This is a genomic window from Salmonella sp. NW177 (assembly GCF_051811585.1).
Lineage (GTDB): Bacteria > Pseudomonadota > Gammaproteobacteria > Enterobacterales > Enterobacteriaceae > Salmonella > Salmonella enterica.
On record NZ_JAMMZV010000004.1, the window covers coordinates 36,143 to 53,411 of the forward strand.

The following is a 17,269-nucleotide window of genomic DNA, read 5'->3' on the forward strand; positions in this document are numbered from 1 at the left end:
GGCCTTTTTAAATCATATCCCCTGGTAAAGATAAAGTCCTTATTTGGACTACCTGTATAGTTTAATAATTGCTATCGTACTATACGCTAAATAGATCTTATATTTATTCCACCAGTAGTGCTCGTTTTATCAACAAGGATTTTGAAATGTTTAAATTTGTAAAAATTGCCGTTGTGGCAGGGGTTCTGGCGACGCTCACTGCTTGTACTGGTCATATCGAAAACAAAAAAAATAACTGCAGCTACGATTATTTGCTGCACCCTGCAATTTCTATTTCTAAAATTATTGGCGGTTGCGGCCCGGCTGCCGATCAATAATAGAAACGACTGCGCAGATACAAAAAAACCGGGATTTTCCCGGTTTTTTTACAGGTCTGATAAACGGTACGGCGCAGATGCCTTGTCCAACTTACGCTCGTTTGTAGGCCCGATAAGCCAGCGCCATCGGGCACGCAATACCCCTTACGGTTTCGCCACAAAGCCAATGGCTTCGTAAACGGCTTTCAGCGTTTCGGCCGCACGTGCGCTGGCTTTTTCCGCCCCGTCTTTCATCACCTTCTGCAAGAACGCTTCGTCGTTGCGGAAACGGTGATAGCGCTCCTGCAACTCAGACAACATTCCGGAAACCGCCTCCGCCACTTCGCCTTTCAAATGGCCATACATTTTACCTTCAAACTGTTTTTCCAGTTCAGGAATGCTCTGACCGGTCACGGCGGAAAGAATATCCAGCAGGTTAGAGACACCCGCTTTCTCTTTCACATCATAACGCACTACCGGCGGCTCGTCGGAGTCAGTGACCGCACGTTTGATTTTCTTCACTACCGATTTCGGATCTTCCAGCAGGCCGATCACGTTATTACGGTTATCGTCCGATTTGGACATTTTCTTCGTCGGCTCCAGCAACGACATCACACGCGCGCCGGATTTTGGAATAAACGGTTCCGGTACTTTGAAAATATCGCCATACAGCCCGTTAAAACGCTGGGCGATATCGCGGCTCAGTTCCAGATGCTGCTTCTGATCTTCGCCTACCGGCACCAGATTGGTTTGGTACAACAGGATGTCTGCCGCCATCAGCACCGGGTAATCAAACAGGCCGGCGTTAATGTTTTCCGCATAGCGCGCAGATTTATCTTTAAACTGCGTCATACGGCTCAGCTCGCCGAAATAGGTATAGCAGTTCAGCGCCCAGCCAAGCTGCGCATGTTCCGGCACATGGGACTGAACGAAAATAGTGCTCTTTTCAGGATCAATACCACATGCCAGGTACAGCGCCAGCGTATCCAGCGTCGCTTTACGTAACTGCTGCGCGTCCTGACGCACGGTAATAGCATGTTGGTCTACGATGCAGTAGATGCAATGATAGTCATCCTGCATGTTTACCCACTGACGCAATGCCCCCATATAGTTGCCAATGGTCAATTCACCTGAGGGCTGTGCGCCACTAAAAACGATGGGCTTAGTCATTTTTTATTTCCTGGTTATCGCTATGCGGAAGCCCAAGTGCGGGCAAAAGATCGTTAAAACTGTCATAAATGACGTCCGGCTCGCTAAGAGCGATCGCTTCGCCATAATTGTAGCCGTATGTCAGGCCAACCGAAGGGCAGCCCGCCGCTTTTGCAGCCTGAATATCATTACGCGAATCGCCGACAAAAAGCATCTGCTCCGGCATCATGCCCAGCCGGCTTGCCACCAGCAACAGCGGCTCCGGATGCGGCTTCTTATTTTGCACATCATCGCCGCCGATAACCACACTAAAGTATTTGGCGATATCAAGCGATTCCAACAACGGCGCGACGAACGGCGTCGGCTTATTCGTCACCAGACCTAATGACAATCCGCTGGCGTGCAGCGCGCCCAGCGTGTCGGCGACATGCGGAAATAAAAAAGTGCCTTCTTCCGCCACTTCGCCATAATACCTGTCGAACAGTTTACGCAGAATGCGTACCTGTTCCTCGGCAGGAATATCTTCATCAACGGGCGGTTTCCCCATCGTCTTACGCAGCGTGGCGCGCTCCTCGCGAGCCCAGGTCAGCGCGCGTTCCATCAATACGTCTGCGCCGTTACCAATCCAGGTAATCACGCGCTCCTCGCCCGCGACCGGCAGTTCCAGCGCATACAGCGCCATATCCACCGCCGCGGCAAGACCCGGCGCGCTATCCACCAGCGTACCGTCAAGATCAAAGGCGACGCCCCGAATATTCTGCAACTTATCCATGAGTTACCTTTGCCAGCTCACTGCGCATTTCATCAATCACTTTTTTGTAGTCGGGTTTATCGAAAATTGCCGACCCCGCAACAAACATGTCCGCACCTGCTGCGGCGATCTCGCCGATATTGTTCACCTTCACGCCGCCGTCCACTTCCAGGCGAATGTCGTAACCGGACGCATCAATGCGGCGACGCACTTCGCGCAGTTTATCCAGCGTCTGCGGAATAAAAGACTGGCCGCCGAAGCCTGGGTTCACGGACATCAGCAGGATCACATCCAGTTTGTCCATGACGTAATCGAGATAACTGAGCGACGTTGCCGGGTTGAATACCAGCCCCGCTTTACAGCCGTGTTCTTTAATCAACTGTAGCGTGCGGTCAACATGTTCGGAGGCTTCCGGGTGAAAGGTAATGATGCTCGCGCCAGCGGCGGCAAAGTCCGGCACGATACGGTCGACTGGCTTGACCATCAGGTGGACATCAATAGGCGCGGTAATACCGTACTGACGCAGGGATTTCAGCACCATCGGGCCGATAGTCAGGTTCGGCACATAGTGATTATCCATGACGTCAAAGTGTACAACATCAGCACCGGCAGCCAGCGCTTTGGCGGTGTCTTCACCCAGGCGAGCAAAATCAGCCGACAGAATTGAGGGGGCAATCAAATACTGTTTCATCCGCTTCTCCTTGAGAATTATTTTCTTGCAGGCGTTGCGACTCCTGGTTGGTACAGAGCCAGCAGTTCGTCCACCTTTTTACGTGTGCCGCCGTTGCTGCTTATACTGCGTCTAACTTTGACGACATGCAATTTTGCGAGTTGATACCACTCGCGTGTGAGCGCCGTATCATGGTTGGAAATGAGCACCGGTATCCGGTTACTGACCAGATTCTCAGCGATTTCCGCCAGATGCGCTTGTTGCGTCAGGCTAAAACTATTGGTGTGATACGCTGTGAAGTTAGCCGTGGCGGACAACGGCGCATAAGGCGGATCGCAATAGACCACCGACGACTTGTCCGCACGCGCCATACTGTCTGCGTATGACTCACAGTAAAAGAACGCATTCTGCGCTTTTTCTGCAAAGTGGTACAACTCCGCTTCCGGGAAGTAAGGTCTTTTATAACGACCAAACGGTACATTAAATTCCCCGCGCAAGTTATAGCGACAGAGTCCGTTATAACCGTAGCGATTCAGATATAAAAACAGTACCGCCCGACGAAAGGGGTCCTGGCAGGTGTTGAACTCCTCACGGAGTTGGTAATAGACCTCAGCCTGGTTAGTTTCAGGCATAAACAGCTCGCGCGAAGCCTGTACATACTCGTCAGTACGTAACTTCACGATGTTATAGAGGCTAATAAGGTCGCTGTTGATATCGGCGAGGATATAACGAGAAAAGTCGGTGTTAAGAAACACCGATCCGGCACCCACAAAAGGTTCGACAAGGCACTCGCCTTTTGGCAAATGTCGTTTGATATCATCAAGCAGAGGGTATTTTCCCCCTGCCCACTTCAAAAAAGCGCGATTTTTTTTCATGCTGACTAACTAATTACACCTTCTCCGGCTGTGGAGAAAGCTCCGACAGCATCCTGCGCTTTAGGCTGTGCCGCGTTGCTTTACGGCGCATTTGACGGTAGCAAATGCGCCCCTCGCGCCTGTCCTGAACAAAAATAGCTGTCAGCGACACTCACAGGCAATTGCAGGACACAGCCTGGATTATTTCAGATCGGCCTGAACCTGATGCAACGGTTTTGCCCACGGGTTTTTCGCCTGCACATCGGCAGGTAAGGTGGACACCGCACGTTTAGCATCTTCTTTCGAAGCATACATCCCCGTTACCAGCACATACCACGGTTGTCCATTACGCGTCGTCTCGTATACCACATAATTTTTCAGGTTCTCTTTCTTCGCCCAACCGTTCAGGTTGTCGTAATTTGAAGAACTACTGAGCTGCAATGTGTAGTGGCTGGATGGCGCGCTCTTTAATGCGCCAACGTTGCCGGCGCTTTTCCCGCCGCCTGCGACAGGCGTCGTCGAGGCTTGCGCTGGCTTCGCGGTTTGTACCGGCGCAGCGCTTGCCGTCGCTGTCGGCGCAGCCGTCGTGGTGGTCGCTTTCGGCGTCGCGGCTGGCGCTGCCGGTTCCGTGCGTTTCACTGGCGCGACCGGTTTCTTCGGTTCCGCAGTGGTGGTTTTCGCCGTGGTCTGCGGTTTCTTAGGTTCAATGACGGCCTGTTTACGTTCCGGACGCGTGGTATGACGCTCGGTAGGTTCGCTAACCGCCGCCTGACGCGTCGTGCTGCCATTGCGAACTGGCGCGACGGTTGCAGGCTCTGTCGGCAACGTAGAGTTCACCGCAACATTGTTCATCTGCTCTGGATTCTGCGTCAGCGCATTATTCAGATCGCCCTGCACTTCCACGCGCTGCTGACCGTCAGCGACCACAGGCGACTGTCCCTGCGTCGGCGTTGAAGAAATCGGCGGCAACGAAATATCCTGCGACGTATTGCCCGCGGTTTGTTCTGCGGAGGTGGCGCCCGGCGCAGGCTGGGTCGCATTCGCCTGATCGGCGGCGTTACCGGAAAGATCGATACTCTTTTCGCCAGAGGCCGACGGCTCGCTGGAAGACGTTGAGGGGGCTTTCAGCGCGGAGCCGATACCGATAATCAACAGCAGCAGCACTAGCACGCCAACGCCCATCATCATGTACTGACGAGAGGCTGGCTTATGGGCCGCTTTTTTACGCTTACGTGGACGGCGTTCAACACGCTCTTCGTCCACCGTATCGTCTTCATCGGATTCGTACTCTTCTTCAACTTCAGGTTCTTCACTACGCGCTTTACGCGTACGCGTCGGACGGCGATCGTCGGCATCCAGATCAACGTCATCAAAGTTGATCTGCGGCTCATTATCGCGTTCTGAAGATTGACGAGAACGACCAGTACGACGATCGCTGGGATCGGGTTTCAGCTCGTCTTCTGGTTTGAATTCATCCATTTAACACCCCACTCAAAGGTTAATGCTTACGACATTGCACATAACCTGAAGCTAAAAGACTGACATCTACGCAATATCAGTCTGACCTTTCTTGTTGTTACGCCTGCTGACAGTCAGCAATCGCGCTAAGAACGACTTCGTGCGACACTCCGCCGCGCACTTCACTTTTCCCTATGGCCAGCGGAAGCACTAAACGCAGCTCCCCCGCTAACACTTTTTTATCTCGCAGCATGTGCGGCAAATAGTCCTGCGCGGACATCTCGCAAGGGCCATTGACTGGCAGCCCGGCCCGTTCGAGTAGAGCGATGATGCGCTGCGTATCAGCAGAACTGAACTGCCCCAAACGCTCGGATGCGCGCGCAGCCATCACTATACCTGCGGCAACGGCTTCACCATGTAACCAATTGCCATATCCCATTTCCGCTTCAATGGCGTGGCCAAAGGTATGTCCAAGATTCAGTAAAGCACGTAAGCCCGCTTCACGCTCGTCGGCGGCAACAACTTCGGCTTTCAGCTCGCAACAACGACGAATACAGTACGCCATCGCCGGGCCGTCCAGACGCAACAGCGCATCCAGATTATCCTCAAGCCAGGTGAAGAAGTCCGCGTCGAGTATAATGCCGTATTTGATCACCTCTGCCAGTCCCGATGCCAGTTCGCGTGCGGGAAGCGTTTTCAGGCAATCAAGATCGACAACCACAGAAGCGGGTTGGTAAAACGCGCCAATCATGTTTTTGCCAAGGGGATGGTTGACGGCGGTCTTCCCGCCCACGGAAGAATCAACCTGCGACAGTAAGGTAGTTGGCACCTGGATGAAACGTACGCCTCGCTGGTAGCTGGCCGCCGCAAAACCGGTGAGATCGCCAATCACGCCGCCGCCAAGCGCGACCAGCGTGGTATCACGACCATGCGGTTTTTTCAGTAACGCCGTAAACACCGTATCCAGCACCGTCAGGCTCTTATACTGCTCGCCGTCAGGAAGAATCACGCTGTCTACGTTAACGCCCGCCCGTTCGAGTACGCCGCGAACCTTGTCCAGATAAAGCGGCGCCAGGGTTTCGTTGGTCACTAACATGACCTGATCGCCTGATTTCAGCGGCAAGAATGAAGCTGGTTCGTTAAACAAACCAGCCGCGATGGTGATCGGGTAACTACGTTCCCCGAGAGTGACTGTAATCCTCTCCATGACGCGACATCCACCTTAGTTACTTGTGCCCGCTTACCCAGCGTATTCTGCTTGAATTAGTTGCTTTCCAGCATATGAATAATCTGGTTTGCCACAACCTTAGCGCTTTGATCGTCGGTGCGAATGGTGACGTCGGCAATCTCTTCGTACAGCGGATTGCGTTCGTTAGCCAGCGCTTCCAGAACTTCGCGAGGCGGCGCTTCAACCTGCAACAGCGGGCGTTTTTTATCACGCTGCGTGCGCGCCAGTTGTTTTTCGATGGTCGTTTCAAGGTAGACCACGACGCCACGCGCGGAGAGACGGTTACGCGTTTCACGCGATTTTACAGAGCCACCGCCGGTTGCCAGCACAATACCCTGTTTTTCCGTCAATTCGTTGATAACTTTTTCTTCACGATTACGGAAGCCGTCTTCACCTTCAACATCGAAGACCCAGCCCACATCAGCTCCGGTTCGTTTCTCAATCTCTTGATCAGAATCGTAAAATTCCATATTGAGTTGTTGAGCTAACTGGCGCCCAATAGTGCTTTTTCCGGCACCCATAGGCCCAACCAGAAAGATATTGCGTTTCTCTGCCATTTTTTCGGTACTACTAAGACTATTCGTTAATGGTAAACCCGCTTCACAGACACCCAGCGCAGCAGGACATGAACTGAAACCTCATAAGATATTGCGAGAGTCAGACTGAAAATTATCTCAATACTCAAGCGGGTTTGGCAACTGAATAAATCACCAAGCCTGATTGTTGCAAAACCCGAGTTAGCGTTGCCGGATGGCGGCCAGAACAACATATCCGGCCTACAAATTGTTCTACTTTCAAACAATTGTGCGCAATCCGCAGAACCAATACGTCTGCATCAGCGGACATTCAGCCGTTTATCATCGGTCTTATGCACACCTTAGGCAAGGCAAAGCGCATTAATCAATGCGTAAGCAACGAAAAGCACGACTCTCAAATCGGTACTCCTTGTATGCTAAATACATCCGCACGTCAAATCCCGCAGATGCGTTCAGTGCAAAAACAGCGCTTTTTTATGCATAAATTATTCTGTCGCCACCAGTCTGGGGGTGATAAACACCACTAATTCGCGTCGCTCGTCCTCTTTGCCGTCATGGCGGAAGAGCTGACCAAGCCAGGGAATATCCCCCAACAGCGGCACGCTATCGCTACCCGATTTATTTTTTCGCGAAAAAATACCGCCCAGCGCCAGCGTCTCGCCGCTTTTTACCTCTACCTGCGTTTCAATTTCCTGTTTATCTATCGCCAGCACTTCGCCGTCAGCCTGTTGTAGTACCTGACCGGGAACATTCTGGCTGATATGTAACTTCAGGCGGATGCGCCCTTTTTGCAAAACGGTGGGCGTCACCTCCATTCCCAGTACCGCTTCTTTAAATTCCACGGAGGTCGCGCCGCTTTCGCCGCTGGAAACCTGATAAGGAATTTCGCTGCCTTGCTTGATACTGGCTGGCTGTAGATGCGAAGCCAGCAGCCGGGGGCTGGCGATAATATCCAACTGCTGCTTTTGCTCCAGCGCTGACAGCTCCAGATCCAGCAAGCGTCCGTTAATGCGCCCGATGTTAAACCCGACGCGTGAGGTGGCGGCGGCGACAGATAAATCACTGGAAAGCGTCGTCACGTCACCCACCGAGCCCGCTTGCGTCGCGTCAGCCAGCGTCCACTTTACGCCCAGTTCCCGTAGACTCTTTTCGTTAATGGTAACGATATGCGCCGCCAGCTCCACCTGCGCCACCGGCAGATCCATTTGCGATACCCATTTTTCCAGCTCCGCAAGGGCCGCGCGGTTATCGCGCAACAGCAGGCGGTTGGTGCGCTTATCTACCATGATGGTTCCCTTCGCGCTCAGGAGTTTCTCGCCTGCTTTCGCCAGTTCGCCGGCATCGGCGTATTGCAGGCTAATGCTGCGGTTTTCCAGCGGTAAATTAGCCTGAAGCCTTAACCGCTCGGCATCCTGCCGCGCACTGTGTTCTTTCTGCCAGGCCTGTGAATGAACATGGAGAATATTCCCCTCCTGACGCAGCACCAGCCCCGCGCTATTGACCACCGTCTGTAGCGCCTGTTTCCACGGCACATCCGTCAGATGTAGCGATAATGTCCCGCTGACGTCCGGCGACACCACCAGATTCTGCCGCTCCTGCTCGGCTAAAGCCTGCAAAACCTGCACCACAGGGACGTCGTCAACCACCAGCGTCACTTTCGCCGCTTTTCCCGCCTGCGCGGCGGGCATCAAGGCTATCAGTATTATGGCTATCCATCGCTTCATTGTCCGCTCCCTGACGTAGCCACCGCCACTGCGGCGGCGCACAATTTTTACCGGTCGTTAACGTTAAGACTTCCGCCGTCAGGCGGACAATCGTCCAACCGTTTTCCAGCGTCTGCCCTTCTTCCACTCGTCGCCATTTTTGCTGGCTGTCTTTAAGAATGCCTGTCCATCGCTCGCCTTTACGCACCGCGCCCTGATACCGCCACTGCGAGAGTTCCGCTATCCGGCAGCGATCTTCCGGCGGGCGGAAGGGATCGCGCATTCCTGTCAACATCAGCAAACAAAAACAGAGCAATACACTGCGGCTAGCCTTCATTCGCCAGGCGCTCCAGTTGCAGCGTCATCAATAATTCCGCCCCCTCTTTACGCAATGAAAACCGACTTACGATCATCTCGCTTTCGGCCAACCGGACAAACAGCGACGGCACCGCATCCCAGGACGTTTTCAGCGCCATTTCTCCCCCCTGCGCCGATGGCTGCCAGTGCAGCAAACGCAGGGGAGGCGCCTGGAAATCTAACGGCGAAAAAGGACGCGGATTTTCCACGGTGCCCCCGAAAAGCGGTTCAGCCGCGACGCTCAGACGGCGCAGATGACGCCACTGTTGCCGGGCGGCCTCGCGCTGCTGGCTTAACCGCGTCTGTTGCGTATCCAGCGTTTTCCAGCCGGGATAGCCCACAGATAACGCAACCGTCAGCGTCAGGCACAGCACGCCTGCACACCAACCAAAAACCCGACCACGGCGCGACATCCCGTACCAGATATCAAAGAGCGCGTTCACGGGCGGCACTCCTCGTTAACTGATAATGGAACTGCCAGCGCCCTTGCGCATCCTGCTGCGTGGCGCCCGTGCGGTTTAGCGGAAAACTGACATAGTGACGAAGCGATGTCTCAAGCGTGAGCAGGGCGTCAAACGTTCTCGCCAGCCCTTCCAGCTCTAGCGTCTCTTGCTGATAATTGAGGCTTGTCAGCCATGCCTGCTCTGGCAACAGGTTGGCAAGGTCAGTCAAGATAGATTGCCAGGCTTGCGTCAGTTCACGCTGCGCCTGACGTTGTAATCGCGCCTGTTGCTGCCGCTGACGCTGCTGCAACTGCGGTATGTTCGCCGCAAGCGCCGTCGTGTGTCCGTTTTCCGCCGTCAGTAGCAGTTCATTAATCCTCCCCTCCTGCCAAAAAACCAACCGGGCGATCGTCGCGAGGCTTGCTATCAGCAGCAGGGACGCGCCCCATACCACGCACCACAGCCGCAGACGCGCTACGTAATGTTGGCGCCGCCAGGGGAGCAAATTGACAGAATGCGCCATCAGCGTATCTCCCCCATGGCTAAACCCAGCGCAATCGCAAAGCGATAACCGTCCGGCGGAACCGGCGGTTGGCGGACGGTAACGGCGCGCCAGGGGTCGAATTCGCCTTCGGCGCATAATGAAATATGTTCCGGCACGACGGATAATGTTGCGGCAAGGTCATGCAGCGTCGTCGCATCGCGCGCCGATTTACGCCCCCACGCATAGCGCGTCGCCCACAGCCACTGGCTCTCATCGCGCCAGACCAGACATTGCCGCCCCGAAGGTATAAACGGCAGCAAGCGCTGTAACGCGCAGGCATCGGGCGTTACAGCAGCGATGCGCACATTGAGCGTTTGCGCCAGCGTTAACAGCTCTGAAATTTCTTTGCTTTGCACGGCGGTAACGTTGAACGCGGGGCTTAGCGCATCGTCCTGAAAGTCGAAACGCAATAAGTCCGGATCCATATCCAGCTCACGCGCCATCGTTTGTGAAAGCCATGCGACTTGCTCACGTTCCCGCAGACGCATCGGCGGATGTGGAAAAGCGCGTTGCAATGTCCGATTTGCGGGAAAAGAGAGATAAATACGGTGACGTAGCGGCAGCTCGCGGCTCCAGGGTCGCAGTACGTGAGCCAGCGATTGCGGGTCAGGAATCGTACCCTCTGCCGTGGAGGCGTTCATCAGCGGCAGTCGCCACCAACGTTGCAGAGACCAGCCCGATGCGCCGTGAATAACGGCGATGGCCAGCGCTTCATGCTGCTGAATATGCAATCCTATTTGCCAGGTTTTAAAAGCCATAACGGTCGATCTCCTTATCACCCGTCGCGTTAACGGGTATATCAATGCGTCTGGCTTGCCTTTATACTACCGCGCGTTTGTTTATAAACTGCCCAAATGACACTAAATGGGAAATCTCCAGTGAAGTTCGTAAAGTATTTATTGATCCTTGCAGTATGTTGCATCCTGCTGGGAGCAGGCTCGATTTATGGCCTTTATCGCTATATTGAGCCACAGCTACCTGACGTCGCGACATTGAAAGATGTGCGTTTGCAAATTCCGATGCAGGTTTACAGCGCGGATGGTGAACTTATCGCGCAATATGGCGAAAAACGTCGTATTCCCGTTACGCTCGATCAAATTCCGCCGGAAATGATCAACGCCTTTATCGCCACCGAAGATAGCCGCTTTTATGAGCATCACGGCATTGACCCGGTAGGTATTTTCCGTGCGGCCAGCGTCGCGCTCTTCTCCGGTCACGCATCGCAGGGAGCAAGTACCATTACCCAGCAACTGGCGCGAAACTTCTTCCTTAGCCCCGAACGCACGCTGATGCGCAAGATCAAGGAAGCGTTTCTGGCGATTCGTATTGAGCAGTTGCTGAATAAAAATGAGATCCTCGAACTCTATCTGAACAAGATCTATCTCGGCTACCGCGCCTATGGCGTTGGCGCGGCGGCACAGGTCTACTTTGGTAAGACGGTCGACCAGCTTAGCCTAAGCGAAATGGCGGTTATCGCCGGGCTACCTAAAGCGCCTTCTACCTTTAACCCGCTCTACTCGATGGATCGGGCGATAGCGCGCCGTAACGTAGTGCTTTCGCGAATGTTAAGCGAGGGATATATCACTCAGGCGCAGTACGATCAGGCACGTAGCGAACCTATCGACGCAAATTATCACGCGCCGGAAATCGCCTTCTCCGCGCCTTATCTGTCGGAAATGGTGCGCCAGGAAATGTATAACCGTTATGGCGAAAGCGCCTACGAAGATGGTTATCGTATTTACACGACCATCACCCGCAAAGTGCAGCAGGCCGCGCAACAGGCGGTGCGTAATAACGTGCTGGACTATGACATGCGCCACGGTTATCGCGGCCCGGCGAATGTGCTATGGAAAGTGGGCGAAACGGCGTGGGACAGTAAAAAAATTACCGATACGTTGAAAGCGTTGCCAACCTACGGACCGCTGCTTCCCGCCGTGGTCACCAGCGCTAATCCGCAAGAGGCGACCGCTGCGCTTGCCGACGGTACGTCCGTTTCGCTACATATGGAAGGAATGCGTTGGGCGCGGCCTTACCGCTCGGATACACAGCAGGGGCCGACGCCGCGTAAAGTTACCGATGTCGTCCAGACAGGTCAGCAAATCTGGGTTCGTCAGGTGGATAACGACTGGTGGCTGGCGCAGGTACCGGAAGTGAACTCCGCGCTGGTTTCGCTTAACCCGCAAACAGGCGCGGTACTGGCGCTGGTCGGCGGTTTCGATTTTAATCAGAGTAAATTTAACCGCGCGACGCAAGCTTTGCGTCAGGTGGGGTCGAACATCAAACCGTTCCTCTACACCGCCGCAATGGATAAAGGGCTGACGCTCGCCAGTATGCTCAACGATGTGCCGATTTCCCGCTGGGACGCCGGGGCAGGTTCAGACTGGCGTCCGAAAAACTCCCCGCCGCAGTACGCCGGACCGATTCGTTTACGCCAGGGGCTGGGGCAGTCGAAAAACGTGGTGATGGTACGCGCCATGCGCGCCATGGGCGTCGACTATGCGGCGGAGTATCTACAACGCTTCGGCTTCCCGGCGCAGAATATCGTGCATACCGAATCGCTGGCGCTGGGCTCCGCCTCCTTCACGCCGATGCAGGTTGCGCGCGGTTATGCGGTGATGGCGAACGGCGGTTTCCTGATCGACCCGTATTTCATCAGCAAGATTGAGAACGATCAGGGCGGCGTGATCTTCGAAGCGAAACCGAAAATCGCCTGCCCGGAATGCGATATCCCGGTCATTTACGGCAATACGCAGAAATCTGACGTGCTGGAAAACACCAATGTGGAAGAGGTCGCGGTTTCGCAAGAGCAGCAAAACAGCGCCGTACCGATGCCTGAGCTGGAACAGGCAAACCAGGCGCTGGTCGCGCAAAACGGCACGCAGGAATACGCGCCGCATGTGATCAATACGCCGCTGGCGTTTCTGATCAAAAGCGCGCTGAACACCAATATCTTCGGCGAACCCGGCTGGATGGGTACCGGCTGGCGTGCGGCGCGCGACCTTAAACGTCGCGATATCGGCGGCAAAACCGGTACGACCAACAGCTCGAAAGACGCATGGTTCTCCGGCTATGGTCCTGGCGTCGTCACTTCCGTATGGATCGGCTTTGACGATCACCGCCGTGATTTAGGCCGCACTACCGCTTCCGGTGCGATCAAAGATCAAATCTCCGGCTATGAGGGCGGCGCGAAGAGCGCGCAACCTGCATGGGACGCCTATATGAAAGCCGTGCTGGAAGGCGTGCCGGAACAGCCGCTAACGCCGCCGCCGGGCATCGTCACGGTGAATATCGACCGCAGTACCGGACAACTGGCGAGCGGCGGTAACAGCCGTGAAGAGTATTTCATCGAAGGCACGCAGCCGACACAACAGGCAGTACACGAGGTAGGAACTACCATTATTGATAATGGTGAAACACACGAACTGTTCTGATCAAAAAAGGCGCTCCGGCGCCTTTTTTATTGTGTTTAGCGGATGACGGCGAACGGGGAGACAAACTTTCCGTTAGCTTGATCAACGCAGCGCCATCAGGCAATTCGGCCCTGCGCTTTCAACCACTCGCGTACCAGAAACAGCGCGCTGACGTTGCGGGCCTCGTTAAAATCGGGGTCTTCCAGCAGATCCATTAAATGCGCCAGCGGCCAGCGTACCTGCGGCAATGGCTCAGGCTCGTCGCCTTCCAGCGACTCCGGATAGAGATCTTCCGCCACCACGATATTCATTTTGCTGGAAAAATAAGAGGGCGCCATGCTGAGTTTTTTTAAGAAGGTCAGGTTATGCGCGCCAAACCCGACCTCTTCTTTGAGCTCCCGGTTCGCCGCTTCAAAAACGGTCTCGCCCGGGTCGATCAATCCTTTCGAGAAGCCCAGCTCATAGGATTCGGTTCCCACCGCATACTCACGAATAAGAATCAGATGCTCATCAACGATCGGCACAATCATTACCGCCTCACGGGTTGATGGTCGCATACGTTCATACACGCGACGCACGCCGTTGCTGAACTCCAGATCCACGCTTTCTACGTTAAACAGTCGGGATTGTGCGACGGTTTCCACTTTCAGAATGGTGGGTTTTTGTAATGATTTGCTCATTGTGAGAATCTTTGCAGTGTAATCTGTGGTCATTGTGCGACATACCGCACGGTTTCGGCAATGCGAATTGCCGTTTATTTACATTTATGTAACGTAATAAAAATTAATTCTTATTTCAAATTAAAAGTCAATAGGTTGAAATAACTCCAGGAATTTGCTGATATTCCGTTTTTGGTGGTATTGCTATGATTTGCCTTCACTGGGATGCGCTTTACAATGCTCAAGTTCAACTCCACGCTTGCCGATAGCCAACCACAGAAAAATGTTTATTGGACAGGGTGCGACTGACCACGCCTGACAGACTTAGTAAGATGGGGAAAGCATGAGCACCATTCTGATTTTTATAGCTGCTTTGCTGGCCTGCTCTCTACTGGCAATATGGCGGTTCCGGGTAAAGTCCAGACGAGGAAGCTTACCGTGGATCAGCGCCTTTCAGGACGCGCAAACGCGTAAACTGTTGCCCGAAGAGCGCAGCGCGGTAGAAAACTATCTCGATAACCTTAGCCAGATCCAGCAAGTTCCGGGGCCGACAGGCGCCAGTGCTGCGCCCATCTCGCTGACGCTGAACGCGGAAAGCAACAGTGTCGTGATACTGACCCACTCCATCACCCGCTACGGCATTACCACTGACGATCCTAATAAATGGCGCTACTACCTCGACTCCGTCGAAGTCCATCTGCCGCCTTTCTGGGAACAGTACATCAATGATGAAAACAACGTTGAGCTGATCCTCACGGATACGCTGCCGCTGGTGATCTCTTTAAACGGCCATACGCTGCAAGAGTATATGCAGGAGTCGCGCGGCTACGCGCTACAGAATACGGCCTCTACGCAGGCGTCGATTCGCGGCGAAGAGAGCGAGCAGATTGAGCTGTTGAATATCCGTCAGGAGACCCACGAAGAATATGCGCTCAGCCGCCCGGCTGGCTTGCGCGAAGCGTTGTTAATCGTCGCCTCCTTTTTGTTATTCTTTTTCTGCCTGATAACGCCAGACGTTTTTGTACCGTGGATGATAGGCGGCGCGATCCTGCTGCTGGCAGCCGGACTTTGGGGACTTTTTGCGCCGCCGTCGAAAAGCGCGCTGCGGGAAATTCACTGTCTGCGGGGAACGCCCCGCCGCTGGGGACTGTTTGGGGAGAATAATCAGGAGCAGATTAACAATATTTCGCTGGGCATCATCGACCTTATTTACCCTGCCCACTGGCAACCCTACATTACGCAGGATCTTGGGCAACAAACGGATATTGATATTTACCTTGATCGCCATGTCGCGCGCCAGGGCCGGTTTTTATCCCTGCATGATGAAGTGAAAAACTTTCCGTTGCAGCACTGGTTACGCAGCACTGTTATTGCTATCGGTTCGCTGCTGGTGTTGTTTATGCTGCTGTTCTGGATCCCGTTGGATATGCCAATCAAGTTCACGCTATCGTGGATGAAAGGCGCGCAAACCATTGAAGCGACAACGGTAAAACAGCTTGAAAAAGCTGGCGTGCGGGTGGGCGATACGCTGCACCTGAGCGGTAAAGGAATGTGTAATATTCATTCCGGCGCGACCTGGAGCGGCCAGTCTAACTCACCGTTTATGCCGTTCGATTGCTCGCAAATCATCTGGAATGACGCGCCTGCGTTACCGCTGCCGGAATCAGACCTGGTGAATAAAGCGATGGCGCTAAGCCAGGCGGTAAATCGTCAGCTCCATCCAAAACCCGAAGACGACTCGCGCGTCAGCGCATCTTTACGCTCCGCGATCCAAAAATCGGGCATGGTATTATTAGATGACTTTGGCGATATTGTTCTGAAAACCGCTGATTTGTGCGCGGCGGAAGACGAGTGCGTGCGCCTGAAAAATGCGCTGGTTAATCTCGGTAACAGTAAGGACTGGAACGCGCTGGTGAAACGCGCGAACGCCGGCAAACTGGACGGCGTCAACGTGCTGCTACGCCCCGTAAGCGCAGAGTCGCTGGAAAATCTGGTCACGACCTCAACGGCGCCGTTTATTTCTCGCGAGACCGCGCGTGCCGCCCAGTCGCTGAATAGCCCCGCTCCCGGCGGATTCCTGATCGCCAGCGATGAAGGCAGCGAACTGGTTGATCAGGCCTGGCCGTCAACGCCGCTGTATGACTATCCCGCGCAGGAACAGTGGAGCGCCTTCCAGCGTCTGGCGCAAACGCTCATGCAGACGCCATTTAGCGCCGAGGGCATTGTCACCAGCGTGTATACCGATGCCAACGGTACGCAGCATATCAGCCTGCATCGTATCCCCGATAAATCCGGCTGGTGGCGTTACCTCGGTACCACGCTGCTGATGTTGGCAATGATAGTGAGCGCGGTCTACAACGGCATTCAGGCGTTCAGACGTTATCAACGCCACCGTACCCGTATGGCGGACATCCAGGAATACTATGAAAGCTGCCTCAATCCCAGGTTAACCGTCTCTCCGGAAAATCTCATCTGATAGCGCCGCCGTGCGACAGGGTATGCTACCCTGTCGCGCAAATTGCGTTACCCTGGAGTTCCCCATGCATATTGATATTGACTGGCAAAACGTGGATACCGTTTTGCTGGATATGGACGGCACGCTGCTCGATCTCGCGTTCGATAACTATTTCTGGCAAAAGCTGGTACCGGAAACCTACGGCGCGCAGCAGGGTATTTCGCCGCAGGACGCGCAGGAATATATTCGTCAGCAGTATCATGCCGTACAGCATACGCTAAACTGGTACTGTCTGGATTACTGGAGCGAGCGTCTGGGTCTGGATATTTGCGCCATGACGACGGCGCAAGGGCCGCGCGCCGTTTTGCGCGACGATACCGTACCGTTTCTGAATGCGTTAAAAGCCAGCGGAAAACGTCGGATTCTGCTCACCAATGCGCATCCACATAACCTGGCGGTGAAGCTGGAGCATACCGGTCTGGCCTCACACCTTGATTTATTACTTTCCACCCACACATTTGGTTATCCCAAAGAGGATCAGCGGTTATGGCGCGCTGTCACTGAGGAAACGGGAATAAGCGCAGAGAAAACGCTGTTTATCGATGACAGCGAACCGATTCTCGACGCCGCCGCCCGGTTTGGTATTCGCTACTGTCTTGGCGTGACGAATCCCGATTCCGGTCTGGCGGAAAAGCACTATACGCGCCATCCGTCCCTGAACGACTACCGCCGTCTGATCCCCTCGCTGATGTGAAG

General features: G+C 54.2%; 17 protein-coding genes. 4 read left to right on the top strand and 13 right to left on the bottom strand.

What is annotated here, in order from left to right; all coding sequences use genetic code 11:
* Positions 1-146: 146 nt before the first annotated feature.
* Positions 147-317: a YhfL family protein gene (locus NA986_RS13020; RefSeq protein ID WP_000472323.1), complete on the top strand. Its 171-nt coding sequence runs from the start codon at positions 147-149 to the stop codon at positions 315-317.
* A gap of 144 nt (positions 318-461) precedes the next feature.
* On the opposite strand, the gene trpS is transcribed toward NA986_RS13020, so the two are convergent.
* The 12 genes from trpS to NA986_RS13080 all read right to left on the bottom strand — a co-directional run bounded on the left by trpS (position 462) and on the right by NA986_RS13080 (position 10,747).
* Positions 462-1,466 carry a tryptophan--tRNA ligase gene (trpS, locus tag NA986_RS13025; RefSeq protein ID WP_000165562.1) on the bottom strand — a complete coding sequence of 335 codons (1,005 nt, stop codon included), beginning with the start codon at positions 1,464-1,466 and terminating at the stop codon, positions 462-464.
* Positions 1,459-2,217, bottom strand: a complete 759-nt coding sequence (gph, locus tag NA986_RS13030) for a phosphoglycolate phosphatase (protein ID WP_000359652.1) — start codon at positions 2,215-2,217, stop codon at positions 1,459-1,461. The genes trpS and gph overlap by 8 nt, the downstream gene beginning before the upstream one ends.
* The gene (gene rpe, locus NA986_RS13035; protein ID WP_000816287.1) at positions 2,210-2,887 is read right to left on the bottom strand and encodes a ribulose-phosphate 3-epimerase; all 678 of its coding nucleotides are present in this window, start codon (positions 2,885-2,887) and stop codon (positions 2,210-2,212) included. Before rpe ends, gph begins: the two co-directional genes overlap by 8 nt.
* Positions 2,888-2,904: 17 nt before the next feature.
* Positions 2,905-3,741: an adenine-specific DNA-methyltransferase gene (gene dam / locus NA986_RS13040; protein ID WP_000742132.1), complete on the bottom strand. Its 837-nt coding sequence runs from the start codon at positions 3,739-3,741 to the stop codon at positions 2,905-2,907.
* Between the two features lie 180 nt (positions 3,742-3,921).
* Positions 3,922-5,199, bottom strand: a complete 1,278-nt coding sequence (gene damX / locus NA986_RS13045) for a cell division protein DamX (RefSeq protein ID WP_000343147.1) — start codon at positions 5,197-5,199, stop codon at positions 3,922-3,924.
* A 97-nt stretch (positions 5,200-5,296) separates the two neighbouring features.
* Positions 5,297-6,385: a 3-dehydroquinate synthase gene (aroB, locus tag NA986_RS13050; RefSeq protein ID WP_000439820.1), complete on the bottom strand. Its 1,089-nt coding sequence runs from the start codon at positions 6,383-6,385 to the stop codon at positions 5,297-5,299.
* A gap of 56 nt (positions 6,386-6,441) precedes the next feature.
* Positions 6,442-6,963 carry a shikimate kinase AroK gene (gene aroK / locus NA986_RS13055; RefSeq protein WP_000818621.1) on the bottom strand — a complete coding sequence of 174 codons (522 nt, stop codon included), beginning with the start codon at positions 6,961-6,963 and terminating at the stop codon, positions 6,442-6,444.
* Positions 6,964-7,427: 464 nt separating this feature from the next.
* Complete coding sequence (gene hofQ, locus NA986_RS13060) at positions 7,428-8,666, bottom strand: DNA uptake porin HofQ (RefSeq protein WP_023216438.1); 1,239 nt, start codon at positions 8,664-8,666, stop codon at positions 7,428-7,430.
* The gene (locus NA986_RS13065; protein WP_023216437.1) at positions 8,581-8,982 is read right to left on the bottom strand and encodes a DUF2531 family protein; all 402 of its coding nucleotides are present in this window, start codon (positions 8,980-8,982) and stop codon (positions 8,581-8,583) included. Before NA986_RS13065 ends, hofQ begins: the two co-directional genes overlap by 86 nt.
* A complete protein-coding gene (locus NA986_RS13070; RefSeq protein WP_023216436.1) occupies positions 8,972-9,445 on the bottom strand; it encodes a HofO family protein in 474 nt (157 codons plus the stop codon). Before NA986_RS13070 ends, NA986_RS13065 begins: the two co-directional genes overlap by 11 nt.
* A complete protein-coding gene (locus NA986_RS13075) occupies positions 9,429-9,968 on the bottom strand; it encodes a PilN domain-containing protein (RefSeq protein ID WP_000951381.1) in 540 nt (179 codons plus the stop codon). Before NA986_RS13075 ends, NA986_RS13070 begins: the two co-directional genes overlap by 17 nt.
* Complete coding sequence (locus tag NA986_RS13080; protein ID WP_023216435.1) at positions 9,968-10,747, bottom strand: hypothetical protein; 780 nt, start codon at positions 10,745-10,747, stop codon at positions 9,968-9,970. The genes NA986_RS13075 and NA986_RS13080 overlap by 1 nt, the downstream gene beginning before the upstream one ends.
* 120 nt (positions 10,748-10,867) lie before the next feature.
* Between NA986_RS13080 and mrcA the strand changes: the two genes are divergently transcribed.
* Complete coding sequence (mrcA, locus tag NA986_RS13085; protein ID WP_000673808.1) at positions 10,868-13,420, top strand: peptidoglycan glycosyltransferase/peptidoglycan DD-transpeptidase MrcA; 2,553 nt, start codon at positions 10,868-10,870, stop codon at positions 13,418-13,420.
* A 95-nt stretch (positions 13,421-13,515) separates the two neighbouring features.
* Here mrcA and nudE read toward each other — a convergent pair whose 3' ends face one another.
* Positions 13,516-14,079: an ADP compounds hydrolase NudE gene (nudE, locus tag NA986_RS13090; RefSeq protein WP_000045725.1), complete on the bottom strand. Its 564-nt coding sequence runs from the start codon at positions 14,077-14,079 to the stop codon at positions 13,516-13,518.
* 322 nt (positions 14,080-14,401) lie between these two features.
* Between nudE and igaA the strand changes: the two genes are divergently transcribed.
* Both igaA and yrfG read left to right on the top strand, forming a co-directional pair.
* Positions 14,402-16,534: an intracellular growth attenuator protein IgaA gene (gene igaA / locus NA986_RS13095; RefSeq protein WP_000104092.1), complete on the top strand. Its 2,133-nt coding sequence runs from the start codon at positions 14,402-14,404 to the stop codon at positions 16,532-16,534.
* 64 nt (positions 16,535-16,598) lie between these two features.
* Entirely contained in the window at positions 16,599-17,267 is a 669-nt protein-coding gene (yrfG, locus tag NA986_RS13100) for a GMP/IMP nucleotidase (RefSeq protein ID WP_001520508.1), read from the top strand.
* Positions 17,268-17,269 lie beyond the last annotated feature (2 nt).

Excerpts from the sequence above, each read along its gene's own strand:
- NA986_RS13020 (WP_000472323.1), top strand. The coding sequence starts at position 147 with ATGTTTAAATTTGTAAAAATTGCCGTTGTGGCAGGGGTTCTGGCGACG.
- trpS (WP_000165562.1), bottom strand. The coding sequence starts at position 1,466 with ATGACTAAGCCCATCGTTTTTAGTGGCGCACAGCCCTCAGGTGAATTG.
- gph (WP_000359652.1), bottom strand. The coding sequence starts at position 2,217 with ATGGATAAGTTGCAGAATATTCGGGGCGTCGCCTTTGATCTTGACGGT.
- rpe (WP_000816287.1), bottom strand. The coding sequence starts at position 2,887 with ATGAAACAGTATTTGATTGCCCCCTCAATTCTGTCGGCTGATTTTGCT.
- dam (WP_000742132.1), bottom strand. The coding sequence starts at position 3,741 with ATGAAAAAAAATCGCGCTTTTTTGAAGTGGGCAGGGGGAAAATACCCT.
- damX (WP_000343147.1), bottom strand. The coding sequence starts at position 5,199 with ATGGATGAATTCAAACCAGAAGACGAGCTGAAACCCGATCCCAGCGAT.
- aroB (WP_000439820.1), bottom strand. The coding sequence starts at position 6,385 with ATGGAGAGGATTACAGTCACTCTCGGGGAACGTAGTTACCCGATCACC.
- aroK (WP_000818621.1), bottom strand. The coding sequence starts at position 6,963 with ATGGCAGAGAAACGCAATATCTTTCTGGTTGGGCCTATGGGTGCCGGA.
- hofQ (WP_023216438.1), bottom strand. The coding sequence starts at position 8,666 with ATGAAGCGATGGATAGCCATAATACTGATAGCCTTGATGCCCGCCGCG.
- NA986_RS13065 (WP_023216437.1), bottom strand. The coding sequence starts at position 8,982 with ATGAAGGCTAGCCGCAGTGTATTGCTCTGTTTTTGTTTGCTGATGTTG.
- NA986_RS13075 (WP_000951381.1), bottom strand. The coding sequence starts at position 9,968 with ATGGCGCATTCTGTCAATTTGCTCCCCTGGCGGCGCCAACATTACGTA.
- NA986_RS13080 (WP_023216435.1), bottom strand. The coding sequence starts at position 10,747 with ATGGCTTTTAAAACCTGGCAAATAGGATTGCATATTCAGCAGCATGAA.
- nudE (WP_000045725.1), bottom strand. The coding sequence starts at position 14,079 with ATGAGCAAATCATTACAAAAACCCACCATTCTGAAAGTGGAAACCGTC.
- igaA (WP_000104092.1), top strand. The coding sequence starts at position 14,402 with ATGAGCACCATTCTGATTTTTATAGCTGCTTTGCTGGCCTGCTCTCTA.
- yrfG (WP_001520508.1), top strand. The coding sequence starts at position 16,599 with ATGCATATTGATATTGACTGGCAAAACGTGGATACCGTTTTGCTGGAT.